The sequence below is a fragment of the Aeromicrobium sp. 9AM genome (genome assembly GCF_902506105.1).
Classification (GTDB): Bacteria; Actinomycetota; Actinomycetes; order Propionibacteriales; family Nocardioidaceae; genus Aeromicrobium.
The window spans coordinates 1,080,086-1,096,390 of record NZ_LR733304.1 but is presented as its reverse complement, the minus strand read 5'-3'; the positions used below and the strand labels follow the sequence as shown (position 1 = coordinate 1,096,390).

The window sequence follows — 16,305 nt, the reverse complement described above, 5'->3', positions numbered from 1 at the left end:
CTCACCGGCGTGTCGCCGGCACAACGTCACTCCCAGCGTCAGTCGCAGCCGATGCGTCGCTTCGCGGCGGGCCAGCGCTCGACGTCGTCGGCGTCGTCGATGCTGACGAGGTAGGCGGCGTCCTTCGCCGGTACGACCCACAGCTGCCGGCCGTCATGGCGCAGGCCCGTGTCGGTCGCATCGCCGGGCAGGTCGGCGGAGCCGTCGTACGTCGCGAGCAGGAAGTCCTCGAGGTCCCCACGGACGTCCCGCACGTACTGGGTCTCCTCGAGATGGACCACGAAGGTGATGCGTTGCCACCCGCAGTGCTCGGCACCCTTGTACGACGTCACGGTCGACTCGGGCACCCGCTTGCCTGACGAGTCGGCCCAGATGCCGATGTTGAGGTCGTCAGTCACGCCGTCGGGCAGCTCGGAGGGATCGCACTGCGCCCACGCCTCGATGCCCCAGCCCTCGTCATGGTTGAAGTCCTCGACGTGGTCGTATGCGATGAACGCGATCTTGGTGCGCTTGTCCACGTCGTACGAGAACAGCACTCGACCGCCGTCCTTGCGCTCGATGCGATAGCCCTCGTCGGGCAGGGTCGCACCGAATCCGTCTTCGGCGAACAGGTTCTCCAGTGCCTTCGTCGCGTCCTTCTGGACCGTCGCGAGTCCGCTGTTGTAGCTGGCGCCACCGCCCTCGTACGGCTGCCCGTCGCACTCCAGCGCCTGGGCGGCCGCTCCGGCGCGATCGGCAACCGGCGACTCGTCAGTGCCGTTCATCGGCAGGCTCATCGGCCCGTCGTACGGCGAGGGCACCGGTTCGCCCTTGGTGACGATCGGCGAGCCGCCGCACCCCGCGAGCACGACGGCGGCTGCTGCGGCGACCAGCATCCTGCGCATGTGACAGTGTGGCACGCACCGCTGCCCGCTGGCAGTGACGTTTGGGTCGGGCTGACACGGTGTGTCACGACCCAAACGTCACTCCCAGCGCATGTCGGCGGGTGGTGTGACCGCTCGAAGGCCAGAATGTGGGAATGATCCGTCCCATGGCCGTGCTGTGCGGCGCCGCGCTCGTCGCCGGACTCGCGGCGTGCGGAGGTGAGCCGGAGCGCAAGCCGTTGCCGTCCGGCATCGTGATGCACGTCGACCAGACGCGGCTCGAGCGCATGACCCGGCACGTGTTCGTACGCGTCGAGAACAACACCGAGCGCAGGCTGACGGTCACCGGATTCGTCCTGACCTCGCCGCGATTCAAACAGGTGACATGGAAGGGCGACGAGTCCATGGCTGCCGGTGAGCAGGCCGACCTCGAGTTCACGATGCCCGCGGGCCGCTGCGGCGACGGCGTCAAGGCGTCCGTGCGCCTGACGTACCGCCTCGGCGACTCGGCCGAACGCGTGTCGGTGGGCAAGGCCGACGACCCCTACCGGCAGATCGCGCTGATGCTCGGCCGCGACTGCGCACGGACGACCCTGGCCAAGGCCGCGAAGCTCACGGTCGGCACTCCGACGATCGACGGTTCCGGGCCCGACTCGGTGCTGCGGCTGCCGATCACGCTGACCCCGACGGGCAAGCGCGATGACGTACGTTTCGGTGGTTTCGAGTCCACGCCGCTGTTCCGCCAGGCAGATGACTCCCCTGTCGGCGTCGACCAGCCCATCTCGTCGACGCAGAAGACCCAGCTGGTCATGTCCGTCGTACCGGCCAGGTGTGACCCACACGCTCTGGCGGAGGACAAGGTGGGCCGTCTGTTCGGCATGCGCGTCATGGCGCCCGGGCTCCCGGACGACTCGTGGTTCTACCTGCCGCTCGACCACGACCAACGGGAGGCGTTCTACGCGTACTTCCACACCAGCTGCGGGGTCTGACTCACCGCGCCTGCGCCCGGAGCCACTCGTTGAGGTGCTTCTCGCCCTGCCGCATGACGATGTGGTGACCGGCGACGAACACGGGCCGCAGGATCCACGACGTCCAGCGCATCCAGCGGCGATCGGTCGCGACGCGCCAGTCGATGTCCATGGCCGACGTCTCGGAGGTCAGCTCGACGAAGGTGATCTCGCCCTTCCCCCGCAGATCGCCCTCCGACGTGAACCTGAGCCGGTCCGGCCGGCGCGACTCCAGGTTGGCCAGCCGGAACTCTACGGCGTACCCGAGGCCGCTCGCGGCACGCAGGTCGAGATTGTCGCCGTCGTACGCCGTGACCTGCACTGATGGCCACCACGGCAACGGGTCAGGCGTGTCGAGCAGGGCTTCGAGCACGTCCCAAAGCGCGTCGCGGCTGCGGTCGACCCGCCACCGCGAGAGCAGCACGTACTCCGAATTCATTGAGTGTTCTCCGTGTCGCTACCGGGGCTGCAGTGACTCCCGGGATTGAATGGTTCTGGCCCTACGCGGTATGAGTGCGTAGGGCCTTAACTCTGCCCTGACGACGCCGTCCGCCGGAGCCACCACAGTCCCACGAGCGGCAGCAAGAGCGGCACGAAGCCGTAACCCTCGCCGAATCCGGACCACACGGTCTGGTCCGGGAACAGCGAGTCGTCGACGAGCGACAGCCCTCCGGTCACCAGCACGCCGACCAGCTCGATCGTGATGGTGACCAGCGCGAGACCGCGCACGCTGCGCGCCAGGGCGATCGTGGCGACGACGTAGACGAGCCCGGCGAATGCCGACATCGTGTAGGCGAATGGCGCATCACTCGCCTTGGTCGCGAGCTGGAAGATCGACCGGGCCGACGCGGCGAGGGCGAAGACGGCGTAGATCGCCACGAGCACCCGCCCGAAGCCGTGCGACGTGTCAGACATACGCGTTCTTCCAGATGCCGAGCAGGCGGACGCACAGCACCGCGACCGTCAGCATCGCGACCACGACGACTCCCGTGCCCCAGCGCGACTTCTCGGCGATGCCCCACAGCACGGCCGCGGGTGGGATCACGACGATCGTGATGAGGTACGACACGAACAGGACACCGTCGACGTCACGACTCGTGGAGCCGAGGGCCATCGACCCGCCGACCAGCAGCGCGATCAGCAGGACCTCGAGCGCCGCCACGGCATAGAAGAGCGGATTGCTGAACGGGAGCCGCCGCCACGTGTGCCAGGCGGCGAATCCGCCCACGAGCACGGCGGCCAGGGCGACGACGTACGCCACGAGGTCGGTCACGCATTGCCTTTGTTCGGGGCCTCCTCGTGCGAGGTGGCGGTCAGGATCTCCGTGACCGAGTCTTCCACGAAGCGTCGCCACGTCGACGACCGGCGGAGCATGAAGTGACCCGCGCCCTCGAGCGGCCGCCACGAGACGCTCGCCGCCAGGCTTTTGCTGCGCTCGACGTACGCCTTGCTCGCGGCCGGCGAGGTCCAGCGGTCCGCCGTGCCGTGCAGGACGCGCAGATGGCGACGGGCGATCGTACGGTTGGGCTCTCCGGGCGGGAGCCACGGCGCCAGCCCCACGACTCCGGTCACCGCCTCGTGGTCTGCGGCGCGGCACGCGGTGCGGCCGCCCATCGAGTGGCCGACGAGCACGACCGGCACGCCGGGGTGCTCAGAGGTGAGCTGGTCGAGCGCCCAGCGCGCATCGCGTACGGGCGCAGGGTCGGTCTCGGAGTTCCAGCCCCGTTGGGCGTACTGCAGCAGGCTCACCGAGACGTTCTGCTTGCGACCGAAGCGCCGCAGCGATCGGGCCATCAGAGCCATGCGCCACCAGCTCGCGTGCTTGTTCTCGACCGGCTCGACATTGTGCTGCTGGCCGCCGTGCAGCAGCAGCACGATCGCGTCGGGCGAGTCGGGCGTGCTGTAGCGATCGAGGCGTGGACCTGGCATGAGATCGATGCTGGCATGTGGGGACAAGTCCCGCACAGTGAAGGCTCAGGGGGTCGGCCAGTCCGCGGGTGACCTCCCGCTGCGTACGAGGAGTCGCGCGAGCTCGGTCGGCGCAGGCTGGGCCGACACGGGCGTACGGAAGCCCATCTCGGCGAACGACTCCCCGAGCATCAGGGACAGTCCTTCGTGGGCCGCGGTCACGACCTCCTCGTCGAACGAGACGGGCACTCCGAGAGCCGCACCGAGGTCCCACGTGTGGATGACGTGCTCCGCGAGCTGTTCCGCGTGCATGACGTCCACGGAGGTCGATCCGCGGTACGGCAGCACGATGGTGTCGTCGTTCCTCTGGCGCAGGCTGTTGACCAGAGCCGTCGACGCGGCCCGCAGGTCGCCGGCGATGTCCGCGGATGCCACGTACGTCGGCGACCCGTCTGCCAGCGCAGGCTCGAGGCCGGCCGCGCACGCGCCCATGATCTGCTGCCAGCCGATGAGGTGCTCCAGCAGGCGGCGTACGTCGAGCTCATCGCACGGGGTCGGCCGCTCGAGGTCGCGCGGCTCCAGGCGATCCGCGAGGCGTCGCGTCGTGCGCAGGACGGACTCCAGCAGGTCGATCTGGGTCGCGGTCACGGCTCGAATCTACCGACCTCGTCACCCCCGCCGGTCGAGTCCGACCACCCCCTAGGATCTTCCCGTGAGAAGTCTTCGGGGGGCGCTCGGCGATGCGCTGGCGGTCATCATCAACGGGCTGCGCCTCGTGGGTCGGCACGGGCCGACACTCCTGGTGATCTACCTGTTCGGCTCGACGATCCGCAACGGCGTCCTGTGGGCGTCCGTCGAGGTCAGCGCGCACAACCCGACCGTCGCCGGGTTCATGCTGCCCTTGGCGCCCATGGCGACCCTCACCGCGATCATCCTGATGCTGCGGGTCGTGTCGACGTCCCTCTCGTCAGCGTCGTTCGGCGGCGAGACCAGTCCCGACACTCCCACGACGCCGTGGCTCGGTCTGCTGGCGAGCACCCTCATCCCGTTCCTCACGGTGTACGCGGCGCAGGGCTACCTCAAGGAGGACATCCGGCTGTTCGTCAACGAGGCGTCGTACGACGAGATCTACGGCACCGCCGGCTCGTTCTACGGTCACGCCGCCGACTCCAATCGCACGATCATCGCCGACGGCACGTTGCTGGTGGGCATCGTGGTGGTGGCCCTCGTGCTGCGCTTCGCGATCGACAAGCTCGACCTGCCGTCGAAGCACACGACCTGGGGCCTGCTCGCCGCCTACGTCGAGGTGCTGTGGTTGTTCCTCATCGCGCGCCAGATCACGAAGTACCAGGACCGCGTGTGGACGTGGGTGACCGATCGGCGGTCCGTCGAATGGGTCGAGGACCGGTGGGCCACCCTGACCGACGCCGTCGGACCGATCGGCGACCCGCTCCGCTCGACCGCGCACTGGCTCGGCAACGTCATCGGCGACGCCGACGGGATCGTCGTCATCCCCATCGCGTGGCTGACCGTCGGCGCGGTCGCCCTCGGCCGGCAGATCTACGTGCCTCGTCCGACTCGACCCGCGTCTCCCCTCCTGCGCCCCGTGGCGCGGATCCCCGCGCCGGTCCGCCGCATCGGGTCGGAGGCGACCGCCGACCTGCGCGGGCGGTTCCGCGGCCTGGGGGACGGTCTCCGGCTGATCGTGATCGGCGGGCTGGTGCCGATGCTGTTGTTCTGCCTCGTGTTCATCATCGCCAGCCAGTCAGGTGTGCTGGTGACCGAGGTGTGGCGAACCGTCGTCGGGCCGCTCGACCGCGACACGGCGCTGGCCATCGCGCCCTACGTCAACATCCTCGCCGACGCGGTCTACAGCCTGTTGCTGGTCGGCCTGCTCGGCGCCGCGATCGACCGGGTCGTGCAGCGGCGCGATGAGCACCTGGCGACCGAGGCGGCCGGCTCAGCCGCGTGACGTCTCGTCGACCGGCAGCTCGGCGTACTTCGGGGGGATCCACCACACCCGCACGTTGTCCGGCTTCACACCCTTCGGCGTGACGACGTAGGTCTCCGCCTCGTACGCAGGAGGGCGCGGTGACTCACCGTCGGCGACCTTCGGCTTCGCGGTGCTGCCGATGACGGGCTTCGGTCCAGGCGTGTCGTCCGGTACGCAGCTGTAGATCGGGGTCGCGCCGAAGCTTTGGAACTGCCGCGACTCGGCGTCGTACCGGGTGCCGTTGGTGTCGACGATCGCGATGTGGCACCCCCAGAGCACGACGTCCGGATCGGCCCTGAAGCCCAGGACAACGCGCCAGAGCATCGCGCCCTCGGGCACCGTGACCGGTTGCGGGACCCCCACGCTGTTGTCGATCGTGGTGACCGGCTCCACCGAGGTGAGAGAGATGTCCGCGGCGATGGGATAGGTCAGGTAGCCGTCGTCGTACGCGTCCTTGAAGCGCGCCACGCCTGACGAGTCGGCCCTGACGGCTTGATGCAGCCCCTTGCCCCACCAGTAGTCCTCGATGCGCGAGCTGCTCGCCAACAGGGCCGTGATGAGGGCAATCGGGAGCAGCAGCAGGGCGATGCGATTGCCCCTCAGCCAGGACCTCATGACATGCCCGCCACGGTCGGGGACGCCACCTTGAGCGGCGTCGTGCGCTTCTTCCACGTCGCGACATCCCGATCGGAGATCGCCAGGTCCGCGACCGCCACGTCGTCGAAACGCTCGTCGATCGCCAACGGTCCGAGGGTGAGGCGTGCGCCGGCCAACGTACGCGGATCAGCCTCGACGATCGCGGTGCAGTGCGACGTGATGCCCACGGGTGGTTGAGGGCAGCTGACCGCGCTCCGCGCGCCGCCGAGGGCCGTCGTCCTGCCGTCGGCATCTCGGAGTTGGCCGTAGGTGATGGTCGTCTCGGGCACCTTCGGCGTGAAGTCGAACGTGACCACGACGATGACACCCGGCGACAGCAGCCGGTCGTCGCGTTGGGGCTGCACCGATCGTGCACCATCGACGCCCGTCACCGTCAGCGTGCCGGTGCGCAGCGCGACGGTCTGGCCGACCCCGACCTCGTGCTCGAACGGGCGTCCCGCGCGATCGCCCGACGGCAGGTGGTCGACCAGCACCTGCCCCACCGAGAGCGCGGCGATGACCAGCGCACCCGTGCCGAGCTGGGACCGTCGTGGGACAGGCCACTTCATGGCTTCGCCTCGATCAGCGGGACCGTACCCACCGCGTCCACCGTCGGATCGAACCAGTTCATCTGCTCGTCGAGCGAGCTCTGGCGCCAGGTGTGCGAGCGCGACGCCAGCTTGAGCCGCTCGGGCACGGGTTCGCTGCCGCGCTGCTCCCAGATGTAGACCAGCTCGTACGTCAGGCCCGGCGGCAGCGCCGACATCGGCGTGCCGTCGGCGAGCACGTAGACCGACGGCGTCACCTCCAGGCTCGGCACGATCTTGTCGCCACCCATCGCCGCGTAGATTCCTTTGGCGCCCCGCAACGCGAGCGCCTCCTGCAGCGTGGACAGGTCGACCGATCGGTCGGCGTCGGTCCGGACCTTGACGATCACGATGAGATAGCGGCCGCGATCGGTCTTGGCGATCTCACCCAGGTCGCTCGTCCACCGCGCTCGTTCGACCGTGAGCGTGAAGGGCGCGGCCTCGTGAGGCTTGCCGACCACGAGCGGCACTGCAGCCTCGGCCGGAGCGTCACGCAACCCGCCGAACAGGCCCGAGACCAGCAGCAGGACGGCACCGGCCATGAGGACCATCTGACGGATGCTGCGCGCTCGCCACCAGGACGTCACATGGTGACGCCATCCCTCCCCCGACATGGTGACGATCGTAGGGCACGTCGCTGCCGGGTCGCGCCCGGATCCGACGTTGACAGTGCTCGTGTCATGATGTGCGGCATGCCTGAGCCCATCGTCCTGATCTCGGCCGCAATGGCGGTGCCGTCCGCCTTCTACCGCCCGCTCGTCGCCGAGTTCGAACGCCGCGGCTGGGAGGCCAAGGCCCTGTCGACCCGCGGCTTCGAACGTGGCGAGCCCACCGCGTCGCGGTCGTACGACTGGAGCTATGCCGACGAGATGGCCGCGATCGCCGACGAGGTGGCCAAGGCTCGCGCCGACCAGCCCGAACGTCCGGTGATCCTGTTGGGCCACAGCCTCGGGGCGCAGATCGCCGCGGGGCACGAGCTGCACCATCCGCCCAGCGACGGGTTCGTGACGGTGGGCGCTTCCGTGCCCCACTTCCGGTCATACCCCAGGGGCGGCCTGCCGGTGCTGTTCCTCGGTGTGAGCGTGCCGGTGGTGGCACGGGTCCGCGGATTCGTGCCCAAGCCGTTCTTCGGCGCGCCCGGCGCCCGTACGTTGATGCGCGAGTGGGCCCGGGTCGTCCGGTCGGGCAAGCCGCCGTTCGACGTGCCACACCGCATCACGACGCCGTCGCTGATGATCCAGCTGCAGGGCGACACGTACGCGGTCTCCCGGTCCAACAAGGTGTTCGCCGAGACATTCCTCGACGCGGAGCACTCCACCCGATGGGTCTACACCAAGGACGCCGCCCCCGAGGGTGGCACGACCCACCACGTCATGTGGGTCAAGACGCCCGCCCCCGTGGTCGACCAGATCATCACCTGGTTCGCCACCGTCCGCTGACGGGTCAGTTTTCGCCCGGTGAGGGGTCAGTTTTCGCCCGGTGACGGGTCAGTTCTCGGCGAAGGCCTCGATCGGGGGGCAGGAGCACGCGAGGTTGCGGTCGCCGTACGCCTGGTCGATCCGGCCGACCGGGGGCCAGTACTTGTCGTCGACGGAGCCGGCCGGGAATGCACCGGTCTCGATCGCGTACGCGTGCTTCCACGCGAGCAGGTCCCGCATCGTGTGCGGCGCGTGCACCAGTGGGTTGTCGCCGTCGGGGTACTCCCCCGCCGTGACCGCGTCGATCTCCGCACGGATCGCCAGCATCGCGTCGCAGAAGCGGTCGAGCTCGGCGAGGTCCTCGGACTCCGTCGGCTCGACCATCAGCGTGCCGGGCACCGGGAAGCTCATCGTCGGAGCGTGGAACCCGTAGTCGATGAGCCGCTTGGCGACGTCGTCGATGCTCAGCCCTGACGCCTTGGAGAGCGGCCGGACGTCGAGGATGCACTCGTGCGCCACCAGGCCGTTGTCGCCGGTGTAGAGCACCGGGAACGCGCTCTCGAGGCGCTTGGCGATGTAGTTGGCCGACAGGACTGCCACCGAGGTCGCGTCCGTCAGTCCTTCGGCACCCATCATCGCGATGTACGCGTAAGGGATCGGCAGGATTCCGGCGGACCCGTACGGAGCCGCGCTGATCGCTCCGACTCCCCCGCGCTTGCTCTCCACCGGGTGCAGCGGATGCGTGGGCAGGAACGGGACGAGGTGCTCCGCGACGGCGACCGGACCGACGCCGGGGCCGCCGCCACCGTGCGGGATGCAGAACGTCTTGTGCAGGTTGAGGTGCGAGACGTCGCCACCGAACTGGCCCGGAGCAGCGTGCCCGAGCAGTGCGTTGAGGTTGGCGCCGTCGACGTACACCTGGCCGCCGTGGCTGTGCACGATCTCGCAGAGCTCGGTGATGCCGTGCTCGTAGACGCCGTGCGTCGACGGGTACGTCACCATGATCGCGGCGAGGTCGTCGGCATGCGCCTCGCACTGCGCTCGGAGGTCCTCGAGGTCGACCTCACCCTGGTCGGTGGACTTCACGATCACCACGCGCATGCCGGCCATGACCGCCGACGCTGCGTTGGTGCCGTGCGCCGACGCGGGGATCAGGCACACGTCGCGGTGTTCGTCGCCACGACTCAGGTGGTACGCGCGAATGGCCAGCAGGCCGGCGAACTCACCCTGCGATCCGGCGTTGGGCTGGATCGACACGGCGGCATAGCCGGTGACCTCGGCGAGCCAGGACTCGAGCGTCTCGACGAGCTCGATCATCCCGGCGGCGTCCTCGGCCGGCACGAACGGGTGCAGGTCGGCGAATCCCGGCCAGCTGATGGGCTCCATCTCGGCTGTCGCGTTGAGCTTCATGGTGCACGACCCGAGTGGGATCATGCCGCGGTCGAGGGCGTAGTCGCGGTCGCTGAGCTTGCGCAGGTAGCGCAGCATCTGCGTCTCGCTGTGGTGCTCGTGGAACACCGGGTGCGTGAGGATCTCGTCCGTCCGCAGCAGCTCCGCCGGCAGCGACTCGCCGCCCATGCCCCAGTCAGGCGAGTCGACCCCGAAGGCGTCCCAGACGGCACGCAGGTGGGCCTCTGTGGTCGTCTCGTTGGTGGTGACGCCGACGTGGTCCTCGTCGACCAGACGCAGGTGGATGCCGGAGGCGCGTGCGTTCTTGACGACATCAGCGGCTCGGCCGGGCACACGGGCGACGATCGTGTCGAAGAACGACTCGGAGACGATCTCGACACCACCGGCTGTCAGCCCACGCGCCATGGTCACGGCGCGACCGTTGACCTCCCGCGCGATCTCGCGCAGTCCGTCAGGACCGTGGTAGACCGCGTACATCGACGCGGCGACCGCCAGCAGCACCTGCGCGGTGCAGATGTTGGACGTGGCCTTCTCGCGGCGGATGTGCTGCTCGCGCGTCTGCAGGGCCAGCCGGTACGCCGGACGGCCGGCGCTGTCGACGGACACGCCGACCAAGCGTCCGGGCAGGTGCCGCTCGAGGCCTGCGCGCACGGCCATGAAGCCGGCGTGCGGTCCGCCGTAGAACATCGGCACGCCGAACCGCTGGCTGGAGCCCACGACGACGTCGGCACCCATCGAGCCCGGCGAGGCCAGCAGCACGAGAGCCAACGGATCGGCGACGACGACGGCGAGACCGCCAGAGGCGTGCGCGGCGTCGATCGCGGGCCGGGGGTCGACGATCTGGCCGTCGGTGCGCGGGTAGGCGATGATCGTGCCGGCCGCCTCGACCTCGGGGACACCAGCAGCGAGATCAGCCTCGAGGAGCTCGATGCCCAGCGCCTCCGCGCGCGTGTGCGTGACGGCCAGCGTCTGCGGCAGCAGCCCCGCGTCGATGATGATCGGCAACGCGTCCTTGCCCTTGGTCGCCCGGCGGATCAGCGTCATGGCCTCGGCGACCGCGGTGCCCTCGTCGAGCAGCGACGAGTTGGCCGTCGTCAGGCCGGTCAGGTCGGCGATCACGGTCTGGAAGTTGATCAGGGCCTCGAGCCGGCCCTGCGAGATCTCCGGCTGGTACGGCGTGTAGGCCGTGTACCAGGACGGGTCCTCCAGCACGTTGCGCCGGATGACCGGCGGCGTCACGGTCGGGTGGTAGCCCAGGCCGATCATGGCCACGCCCGGGTTGTTGCGGTCAGCGAGCCCTCGCAGGGTGGCCAGCGCCTCGGCTTCGGTCTGGGCTGGCGGCAGGTTGAGCGCCTGCGCGCTGCGGATGCCGGACGGGACGGCCGCGGCCATCAGGTCATCGAGCGAGTCGTAGCCGACCCGGCGGACCATGGCGTCCTGGTCGGACGGGGTCGGGCCGATGTGGCGACTGGTGAAGGATGAAGGCACGAGGAGGCTCCCGAAGGTAGAGGCGTCGATCTACGCCTCCCCTTCTGTCACTCCCAACCGCGAAGGCTGAGCGCTTCAGAATTGCCTCGGTCGCGTGGTCCTTGGTGCCTGAGAGGTTCCGGGGAGGAATTGCCCCTTCGGCGCCGCCTGGGCGAACTCTCCCACGCGCGGTCGACAGCACCCCCAGCCTACCAAGGTGGTGCCGAGGTGTGTGGGCTAGGAGCTGAGGCGGGCGCGGCGACGGGCCGCGAGCTCGTCGTCGGCAAGGCTGATCTCGACCGCGCGCTCGCTCGGGAGCTCGTGGAGCGAGCCCTCGATCTCCTTCCACACGCCGCCGATCGCGATGCCGAACACACCCTGGCCGCCCTGCAGGAGGTCGATGACCTCGTCGGCGGAGCGGCATTCGTAGACGCTGGCGCCGTCACTCATCAGGGTGACCTGCGTCAGGTCGTCGGTGCCGCGTACGCGGAGGTGGTCGATCGCGATGCGGATCTGCTGCAGCGAGACACCGGCGTCGAGCAGACGCTTGATGATCTTGAGCAGCAGGATGTCCTTGAACGAGTAGAGGCGCTGCGTGCCGGAGCCGGTCGCCGAGCGTACGGTCGGCTCGACCAACTTGGTGCGAGCCCAGTAGTCCAGCTGCCGGTAGGTGATGCCTGCGGCGCTGCACGCGGTCGGGCCGCGGAATCCGGCGTCCTCAGGAAGCGGGGAGACATCGTCGGTGAACAGCAAGCCTTGGTCGTTGGCCTCCGCCACGGCCTCCGTGGTGGCTGTGACGTCGTCGTCGCGTGACTCGATCATCCGAAATGCCTTCCAATGCTGTGTATTGGGGAAGACTACCTCCACGGAACTACATCCGTGTACCTCAGTAGTTCTCTCAAGGTAAGGGTGAGACTTTGCCAAAGCAACGACCGAGCGCAAACCCGGGCGTGTCGTCCTTCGCTCGCAGAGCTCGCTCCCGGTCGGCCGCGGGCGGCCTTCCTAGGAACCGCAAGCCTCAACCTTGAAGTAAGACTTGAGACTTAGGCCTCCGGGTCGGGCTTGTCGAAATCCTCCGGGCTGATCTCATCGAGGAACTCGCGGAACTTCTCGATCTCCTCGTCCTCGTCCGTCGTCGCGAGGATGCCGGCTTCGTCCAGCACGTCCTCGGTGCACAGGATCCGCGCGCCCGAGCGCAGGGCCAGGGCGATCGAGTCCGACGGTCGCGCCTCGACCTCGGCGCCCGATGCGAAGATCAGCAGGGCGTAGAAGATGCCTTCGCGGACGTCGGTGATCTGGACCGCGTCGAGCTCGTCGCCCAGGGCCTCGACGATGCTCTGCATCAGCTCGTGCGTCAGCGGCCGGGGCGTGACCGTGCCCTGCTGCGCGTACGCGATGGCGGACGCCTCGACCGCGCCGATCCAGATCGGCAGGTAGCGGCCCCCGTCCACCTCTCGGAGGAGCACCAGCGGCTGGTTGGTCGGCATCTCGACACGTACGCCCACCACCTCGACCTCGCGCATGGGACTAGCCGCGCAATCGACTTCTGACGAGGACGCTCTGCAGGCGTACGGACAGGGCGGCCAGTGCCGACACGGTCTGCTCGCTGGCTTCCTTGTCGAGCTGGCGGGACCGTGGCGTCACGACCTGCTCGAACAGCGCGACCTCGCGATCGGCTGCAGCGCGGAAGATGCGCAGGTGGCGCGGCTCGATGCCGAGCTCGACGAACTCCCCCACCAGCGCTGCGACCTGCAGCGCCTCACCGTCGTAGTACGCCTGGGTGGGCCGGCGCACGATCAAGCCGAACTCCTCGATCGCGTCGAGCGTGTCGGAGTCGATGCCGGCCGAGTCGAGCAGCTCCTCACGCGACAGGCGTGCCGTGCTCTTGGGCTCCGCGAAGGTCTCGGCCGTCGGCAGGCCGTCGACCGCGAGGCTCAGCTGCGGCACCCGTGTGGTGCTGCCGAGCTGCGTGTCGGGCACGACACCGCGGTCCATGTCGTCGAGCACCTGACGGATGTGGCTCAGCGGCCAGAACTTGTCGCGCTGCTGACGCAGGATGAAGCGCAGGCGCTCGACGTCGCCGAACGAGAACTTGCGATAACCCGACGACGTACGCTCCGGCTCGAGCAGCCCTTCGGACTCCAGGTAGCGGATCTTGGTGATCGTGAGATCCGGGAACTCCGGCAGGAGCTCGTCGAGCACCTTGCCGATGCCGAGGCGCGAAAGCTCCGGCAGGGGTTCGGTCACGCTCCGCCCTTCAGGGCTCCGGCGAAGTAGATCAGGCGGTACTTGCCGATCTGGACCTCATCGCCGCCCGACAACGTCACGTCGCTGTCGATGCGGTCACGGTTGACGTAGCTGCCGTTGAGGCTGCCCAGGTCGGCGATCGAGTAGCCCGCCCCACTGCGCGTGAACGTCGCGTGGCGGCGGGAGACGCTGATGTCGTCGAGGAAGATGTCGCTGTCGGGGTGCCGGCCCACCGTCACGACGTCGCTGTCGAGCAGGAAGCGGGCACCGGAGTCCGGGCCGCGCTGCACCAGCAGCATCGCGCTGCCGGCTGGCAGGTTCTCGACCGCCGAGACATCTGACGCGGACATTTCCTCGGTGTCGGCATCGAGGATCGGGATGTGCGTCGTGTCATCGCTCGGAGGCACCGGTCCGGCGGTTTCGTCGGGCTCGTGGTCCGGCGTTGACATCGGGTTCACTCCTGAAGGTTGGGGTCTTGAGTGCGGGTTGAGACTTCGTCTCCAACTTAGCACTCCGTACGCTCACGACACGTCGTGATCGCGAGGTGATTCAGTCGGAGACGAGCGCCGAGTAGGCCTCGGCCTCGAGCAGCGATGCTGTGGGGTCCTCGTCGGCGGTCCGGACCTTGATGAGCCAGCCCTCGCCGTAGGGATCGGAGTTGATGACTTCGGGCCCGCCTTCGAGGGAGTCGTTGCGGGACACGATCTCACCGGTGAGCGGGGAGAAGATGTCGGAGACCGACTTGGTCGACTCGAGCTCACCGATGACGGCGCCGGCCTCGACGCGGTCGCCCACCGCGGGCAGCTCGACGTAGACGATGTCGCCGAGCTGGTCCTGAGCGAAGTCAGTGATGCCGATCGTCGCGATGTCGTCGTCGAGGCGCACCCACTCGTGCTCTTCGCTGTAGTAGAGGTCCTCAGGGATCACCGCGTGCTCCTAGCCAGATCAGGAAGATGGTCGTGCGAACTCAGGGGCCTTGACGTCGGCCAGCGCCGTGATCGTGACCTTCTTCTGCTCGGTCACGCTCGCAGTGCCGCCCAGGATCGAGATCCCATCCATGACTCCGCCGGGAAAGCGTACCGCTCCGGCCAGGACCGACGAGTCCCCTATCGCCTCGATCCGGTACGGCCGCTTGATCTCGCGGCCGCCGACCCGGATCTGGTCGTCGTCGTCGAGGAAGTACGTCTGTGCGACGACGCGGGCGACGCCGTTGATGGCGATCGCCTCGGCACCGGAGTCGCGCAGCTTCTCAACCGCATCGAGCAGACCTGCGGCGTCGATGTTCTTGTCGGGATCGTCGATGACGACCTCCACGCCTGGGCCCTTGGCGCCCACCGTGCCCGCAAGGATCGCCAGCTGCTCGGCCCGCAGCTTGGCCTGCTTCTCGGCCTTCTCGGTGCGCTTGGTGCTGTCGAGCAACCCGTTGCGGGTCGTGGTCAGCTCGTCGATCTGCGTGCTGAGCCGCTCGTTGGTCGCATCCAGCGACTTGAGCAGCTCGACGAGGTCGTCCCCGCGAACGCCGGAGTAGTCGTCGGTGTCCTTGGCGTTGATCTGGGCGATCATCGCCAGCGCCAGGCCGCCCAGCAGGATCGCGGCCACGACGAGCGGGACCGACGGACGGAACAGCGAGCGCCACGACCTCTCAGGCATGGAAGATCCTCCGCCGGATTGCCGCGGCGTTGGCGAAGATACGGATGCCGAGCACCACGACGACGCCGGTCGAGAGCTGCGAGCCGACACCCAGCTGGTCGCCGAGGTAGACCATGAACGCCGCGATCACGACGTTGGAGATGAACGAGACGACGAACACGCGATCGTTGAACCGGCGCTCCCCCAGCGCGCGAAGCGCCCCGATGACCGCGTCGAGGGCCGCGACGATCGCGATCGGCAGGTAGGGCTGCAGGTCCGTGGGCACCGTCGGCTTGAGGACCAGCCCGGCCACGATGCCGATGGCCAGGCCGATGACCGGGATCATTCTTCCCCCTTGATGGCGGTTGCGTGGTGGATCGTCCTGCGCTTCTCGGGCACGGCGGGAACGGAGAGGTCAGACGATGGTGTCATGCCGAACTGCACGGATGCGTCCTTTTGCCGGGATGCCCAGTAGCGACCGGCCGGGTTGTTCTCGAAGCGTTGCAACAGTGTGTCACTCTCACCGATCGCCTCGATCGTGTAGGGCGGCGCGATGTCCGTGAAGTTGACGTTGATCGCGCCGTTGGCGAAGTGGATGCCCGTCAGGGTCCCAAGGCGCTGCCCGTTGATCGCCACGGCCTCGGCGCCGGCGTACCAGAGGCCGTTGACCAGTATCTGGAGGTCGTTGTCGGTGATGACTCCGTCGGTGTTGCGCTGCGTGCTGTCGCCGGCCACGATCCTGATGCCCGAGCCCGTGACGGCGAGGTCGCCGGTCTCGATGCGGACGTTCTGGTAGGCCGGGTCGAACTGGCCGACCGACGCCGACAGGTCGGCCACTTCCTTGCGCAGGCGCTCGGCCGTCGCCTCGCGGCTGGCCTGCACCTTCTTGCGCGCTGCGACGTCGCTGATGAGCGAGTCACGCTCGCGCTCGGTCGCCGGCCGGTCGTTGCGGGTCTGCACGGCCGCGATCACCACGAGGAGCGCGAAGGCCGCCAGCACGAGACCCGTCAGTGGCGTGTTGAACTCGCGTGAGTCGGCGTAGCTGCCGGCGCGTACGACGTAGTAGTCGTCGTCGAGCGCCGTCTCGGCGATCTGCTCGAGCAGGCCCTCGGCCCGCATCGGCGCCTCCTGCTCGGCCAT

General features: G+C 68.6%; 21 protein-coding genes and 1 riboswitch. Of the genes, 3 read left to right on the top strand and 18 right to left on the bottom strand.

Annotation, left to right across the window (positions count from 1 at the left end):
- Nucleotides 1-38 precede the first annotated feature (38 nt).
- Nucleotides 39-884, bottom strand: coding sequence for a hypothetical protein (locus BOSE46_RS11630; RefSeq protein WP_159540393.1), 846 nt, complete (start codon nt 882-884; stop codon nt 39-41).
- Nucleotides 885-1,018: 134 nt separating this feature from the next.
- Between BOSE46_RS11630 and BOSE46_RS11625 the strand changes: the two genes are divergently transcribed.
- Nucleotides 1,019-1,852, top strand: a complete 834-nt coding sequence (locus BOSE46_RS11625; RefSeq protein WP_159540392.1) for a hypothetical protein — start codon at nt 1,019-1,021, stop codon at nt 1,850-1,852.
- 1 nt (nt 1,853) lies between these two features.
- Here BOSE46_RS11625 and BOSE46_RS11620 read toward each other — a convergent pair whose 3' ends face one another.
- The 5 genes from BOSE46_RS11620 to BOSE46_RS11600 form a co-directional block, all read right to left on the bottom strand.
- The gene (locus BOSE46_RS11620) at nt 1,854-2,309 is read right to left on the bottom strand and encodes a hypothetical protein (RefSeq protein ID WP_159540391.1); all 456 of its coding nucleotides are present in this window, start codon (nt 2,307-2,309) and stop codon (nt 1,854-1,856) included.
- A gap of 86 nt (nt 2,310-2,395) precedes the next feature.
- Nucleotides 2,396-2,785, bottom strand: coding sequence for a hypothetical protein (locus tag BOSE46_RS11615; protein ID WP_159540390.1), 390 nt, complete (start codon nt 2,783-2,785; stop codon nt 2,396-2,398).
- Nucleotides 2,778-3,143, bottom strand: coding sequence for a hypothetical protein (locus BOSE46_RS11610; RefSeq protein WP_159540389.1), 366 nt, complete (start codon nt 3,141-3,143; stop codon nt 2,778-2,780). The genes BOSE46_RS11615 and BOSE46_RS11610 overlap by 8 nt, the downstream gene beginning before the upstream one ends.
- Entirely contained in the window at nt 3,140-3,799 is a 660-nt protein-coding gene (locus BOSE46_RS11605; RefSeq protein WP_159540388.1) for an alpha/beta hydrolase, read from the bottom strand. The genes BOSE46_RS11610 and BOSE46_RS11605 overlap by 4 nt, the downstream gene beginning before the upstream one ends.
- A 45-nt stretch (nt 3,800-3,844) precedes the next feature.
- A complete protein-coding gene (locus BOSE46_RS11600) occupies nt 3,845-4,426 on the bottom strand; it encodes a maleylpyruvate isomerase family mycothiol-dependent enzyme (protein WP_159540387.1) in 582 nt (193 codons plus the stop codon).
- Nucleotides 4,427-4,490: 64 nt separating this feature from the next.
- Between BOSE46_RS11600 and BOSE46_RS11595 the strand changes: the two genes are divergently transcribed.
- Nucleotides 4,491-5,750, top strand: coding sequence for a hypothetical protein (locus BOSE46_RS11595; protein WP_159540386.1), 1,260 nt, complete (start codon nt 4,491-4,493; stop codon nt 5,748-5,750).
- Here the strand turns inward: BOSE46_RS11595 and BOSE46_RS11590 are convergent.
- From BOSE46_RS11590 to BOSE46_RS11580, 3 genes are read right to left on the bottom strand one after another with little or no spacing between them, the layout of a single operon-like run.
- Nucleotides 5,739-6,386 carry a hypothetical protein gene (locus BOSE46_RS11590; protein ID WP_159540385.1) on the bottom strand — a complete coding sequence of 216 codons (648 nt, stop codon included), beginning with the start codon at nt 6,384-6,386 and terminating at the stop codon, nt 5,739-5,741. The two genes, BOSE46_RS11595 and BOSE46_RS11590, sit on opposite strands and share 12 nt — an antisense overlap.
- Complete coding sequence (locus BOSE46_RS11585) at nt 6,383-6,976, bottom strand: hypothetical protein (protein WP_159540384.1); 594 nt, start codon at nt 6,974-6,976, stop codon at nt 6,383-6,385. Before BOSE46_RS11585 ends, BOSE46_RS11590 begins: the two co-directional genes overlap by 4 nt.
- Nucleotides 6,973-7,608 carry a hypothetical protein gene (locus BOSE46_RS11580; RefSeq protein ID WP_159540383.1) on the bottom strand — a complete coding sequence of 212 codons (636 nt, stop codon included), beginning with the start codon at nt 7,606-7,608 and terminating at the stop codon, nt 6,973-6,975. The genes BOSE46_RS11585 and BOSE46_RS11580 overlap by 4 nt, the downstream gene beginning before the upstream one ends.
- Nucleotides 7,609-7,686: 78 nt before the next feature.
- Between BOSE46_RS11580 and BOSE46_RS11575 the strand changes: the two genes are divergently transcribed.
- Nucleotides 7,687-8,433, top strand: coding sequence for an alpha/beta fold hydrolase (locus tag BOSE46_RS11575; RefSeq protein WP_159540382.1), 747 nt, complete (start codon nt 7,687-7,689; stop codon nt 8,431-8,433).
- 48 nt (nt 8,434-8,481) lie between these two features.
- On the opposite strand, the gene gcvP is transcribed toward BOSE46_RS11575, so the two are convergent.
- The 9 genes from gcvP to BOSE46_RS11530 all read right to left on the bottom strand — a co-directional run bounded on the left by gcvP (nt 8,482) and on the right by BOSE46_RS11530 (nt 16,305).
- Entirely contained in the window at nt 8,482-11,310 is a 2,829-nt protein-coding gene (gene gcvP, locus BOSE46_RS11570; protein WP_256366722.1) for an aminomethyl-transferring glycine dehydrogenase, read from the bottom strand.
- An 85-nt stretch (nt 11,311-11,395) separates the two neighbouring features.
- Nucleotides 11,396-11,484: riboswitch (glycine riboswitch) on the bottom strand.
- 42 nt (nt 11,485-11,526) lie between these two features.
- Nucleotides 11,527-12,111 carry a MerR family transcriptional regulator gene (locus BOSE46_RS11565; RefSeq protein ID WP_159540381.1) on the bottom strand — a complete coding sequence of 195 codons (585 nt, stop codon included), beginning with the start codon at nt 12,109-12,111 and terminating at the stop codon, nt 11,527-11,529.
- A 221-nt stretch (nt 12,112-12,332) separates the two neighbouring features.
- Nucleotides 12,333-12,812: a bifunctional nuclease family protein gene (locus tag BOSE46_RS11560; RefSeq protein ID WP_159540380.1), complete on the bottom strand. Its 480-nt coding sequence runs from the start codon at nt 12,810-12,812 to the stop codon at nt 12,333-12,335.
- Nucleotides 12,813-12,816: 4 nt separating this feature from the next.
- Nucleotides 12,817-13,536, bottom strand: a complete 720-nt coding sequence (locus BOSE46_RS11555; protein ID WP_201299618.1) for a MerR family transcriptional regulator — start codon at nt 13,534-13,536, stop codon at nt 12,817-12,819.
- Entirely contained in the window at nt 13,533-13,985 is a 453-nt protein-coding gene (locus tag BOSE46_RS11550) for an FHA domain-containing protein (RefSeq protein WP_159540379.1), read from the bottom strand. The genes BOSE46_RS11555 and BOSE46_RS11550 overlap by 4 nt, the downstream gene beginning before the upstream one ends.
- A gap of 100 nt (nt 13,986-14,085) precedes the next feature.
- Nucleotides 14,086-14,463, bottom strand: a complete 378-nt coding sequence (gene gcvH / locus BOSE46_RS11545; RefSeq protein ID WP_159540378.1) for a glycine cleavage system protein GcvH — start codon at nt 14,461-14,463, stop codon at nt 14,086-14,088.
- Between the two features lie 18 nt (nt 14,464-14,481).
- Complete coding sequence (locus BOSE46_RS11540; protein ID WP_159540377.1) at nt 14,482-15,186, bottom strand: DUF881 domain-containing protein; 705 nt, start codon at nt 15,184-15,186, stop codon at nt 14,482-14,484.
- Nucleotides 15,179-15,511 (bottom strand): small basic family protein, encoded by a 333-nt coding sequence (locus BOSE46_RS11535; RefSeq protein WP_159540376.1) that lies wholly within the window; start codon nt 15,509-15,511, stop codon nt 15,179-15,181. The genes BOSE46_RS11540 and BOSE46_RS11535 overlap by 8 nt, the downstream gene beginning before the upstream one ends.
- On the bottom strand, nt 15,508-16,305 hold the full coding sequence (locus tag BOSE46_RS11530; protein WP_159540375.1) for a DUF881 domain-containing protein: 798 nt from the start codon (nt 16,303-16,305) through the stop codon (nt 15,508-15,510). Before BOSE46_RS11530 ends, BOSE46_RS11535 begins: the two co-directional genes overlap by 4 nt.

What these genes read in the sequence shown, in the direction of transcription:
- BOSE46_RS11530 (WP_159540375.1), bottom strand. Translation starts at nt 16,305, where the DNA reads ATGGCCGAGCAGGAGGCGCCGATGCGGGCCGAGGGCCTGCTCGAGCAG.
- BOSE46_RS11620 (WP_159540391.1), bottom strand. Translation starts at nt 2,309, where the DNA reads ATGAATTCGGAGTACGTGCTGCTCTCGCGGTGGCGGGTCGACCGCAGC.
- BOSE46_RS11625 (WP_159540392.1), top strand. Translation starts at nt 1,019, where the DNA reads ATGATCCGTCCCATGGCCGTGCTGTGCGGCGCCGCGCTCGTCGCCGGA.
- BOSE46_RS11590 (WP_159540385.1), bottom strand. Translation starts at nt 6,386, where the DNA reads ATGAGGTCCTGGCTGAGGGGCAATCGCATCGCCCTGCTGCTGCTCCCG.
- BOSE46_RS11535 (WP_159540376.1), bottom strand. Translation starts at nt 15,511, where the DNA reads ATGATCCCGGTCATCGGCCTGGCCATCGGCATCGTGGCCGGGCTGGTC.
- BOSE46_RS11585 (WP_159540384.1), bottom strand. Translation starts at nt 6,976, where the DNA reads ATGAAGTGGCCTGTCCCACGACGGTCCCAGCTCGGCACGGGTGCGCTG.
- BOSE46_RS11550 (WP_159540379.1), bottom strand. Translation starts at nt 13,985, where the DNA reads ATGTCAACGCCGGACCACGAGCCCGACGAAACCGCCGGACCGGTGCCT.
- BOSE46_RS11540 (WP_159540377.1), bottom strand. Translation starts at nt 15,186, where the DNA reads ATGCCTGAGAGGTCGTGGCGCTCGCTGTTCCGTCCGTCGGTCCCGCTC.
- BOSE46_RS11575 (WP_159540382.1), top strand. Translation starts at nt 7,687, where the DNA reads ATGCCTGAGCCCATCGTCCTGATCTCGGCCGCAATGGCGGTGCCGTCC.
- BOSE46_RS11565 (WP_159540381.1), bottom strand. Translation starts at nt 12,111, where the DNA reads ATGATCGAGTCACGCGACGACGACGTCACAGCCACCACGGAGGCCGTG.
- BOSE46_RS11615 (WP_159540390.1), bottom strand. Translation starts at nt 2,785, where the DNA reads ATGTCTGACACGTCGCACGGCTTCGGGCGGGTGCTCGTGGCGATCTAC.
- BOSE46_RS11580 (WP_159540383.1), bottom strand. Translation starts at nt 7,608, where the DNA reads ATGTCGGGGGAGGGATGGCGTCACCATGTGACGTCCTGGTGGCGAGCG.
- BOSE46_RS11630 (WP_159540393.1), bottom strand. Translation starts at nt 884, where the DNA reads ATGCGCAGGATGCTGGTCGCCGCAGCAGCCGCCGTCGTGCTCGCGGGG.
- BOSE46_RS11560 (WP_159540380.1), bottom strand. Translation starts at nt 12,812, where the DNA reads ATGCGCGAGGTCGAGGTGGTGGGCGTACGTGTCGAGATGCCGACCAAC.
- BOSE46_RS11605 (WP_159540388.1), bottom strand. Translation starts at nt 3,799, where the DNA reads ATGCCAGGTCCACGCCTCGATCGCTACAGCACGCCCGACTCGCCCGAC.